This is a genomic window from Halorubrum tibetense, assembly GCF_042661865.1.
GTDB lineage: Archaea > Halobacteriota > Halobacteria > Halobacteriales > Haloferacaceae > Halorubrum > Halorubrum tibetense.
This window is the reverse complement of sequence record NZ_JBHSWW010000567.1, coordinates 1-770: the sequence shown is the minus strand read 5'-3', so window position 1 is coordinate 770 and position 770 is coordinate 1. Positions and strand designations below refer to the sequence as shown.

The 770-nt window shown below is 70.8% G+C and carries 2 protein-coding genes; both read left to right on the top strand.

All coding sequences use genetic code 11. The annotated features are described in order from the left end of the window. Positions 1 to 273: Rossmann-fold NAD(P)-binding domain-containing protein (locus tag ACFQEU_RS17005; protein WP_465261183.1), on the top strand; the 273-nt coding region annotated here is incomplete at its 5' end. A gap of 89 nt (positions 274 to 362) precedes the next feature. Beyond that, the coding region (locus ACFQEU_RS17000) for a polyprenyl synthetase family protein (protein ID WP_379784064.1) at positions 363 to 770 on the top strand (408 nt) is incomplete at its 3' end.

The following is a 770-nucleotide window of genomic DNA, read 5'->3' as shown; positions in this document are numbered from 1 at the left end:
GAGGACGTCGCCGTCGTGGGCGCGTTCCACAACCTCGCGGCCGCCCGCCTCGCGAACCTCGACGCCGACCTCGGGATCGACACGCTCGTCGTCGCCGACGACGAGGACGCGAAGGGGATCGTGAGCGACGTCGCCGAGGGGATCGAGGGGCTCCGCGTCCTCGACGCCGGCGGGCTCGCCAACGCGCCCGAGATCGAGGCGCTCACGCCGCTGCTCATCAACGTCGCGAGCAACAACGATGGGCTTCACGACCTCGGGATCCGGTTCACGTGAGTCGGACGCTCCGGGCCGTGTCTCCGGTTCGATCCGGGTCGCACCGCGTTCCGTTAGGCCTTTGCGCGGGCGGGTCCTCTCCGCGGTAGATGGAGTACCTGGAGCGCCGGGTCGCGCTGGTCGAGGACCGGATCGAGACGGTCATCGACGACGTCGAACCGGCGGCGCTGTCCGACGAACTCGGTCACGTCGTCCTCGCCGGCGGGAAGCGCGTTCGCCCCGCCGTAACGATACTCGCGTGTGAGGCCTTCGACGGCGATCCGGCGGACGCCGTCGACTTCGCCGCCGGGATCGAGTTCGTCCACAACGCCTCGCTCGTGATCGACGACATCATCGACCGCTCGGCGGTGCGCCGGGGGACGGCCTCGGCGTGGGCGGAGTTCGGCTACGGTCCGGCGATCGTCACGAGCGACGGCCTCCTCGGCGAGGCGTTCGCGCTCTTTTCGACCGACGAGCGGGCGATGCGGACCGTCGCCGAGGCGATGGTCGAGCTCGGC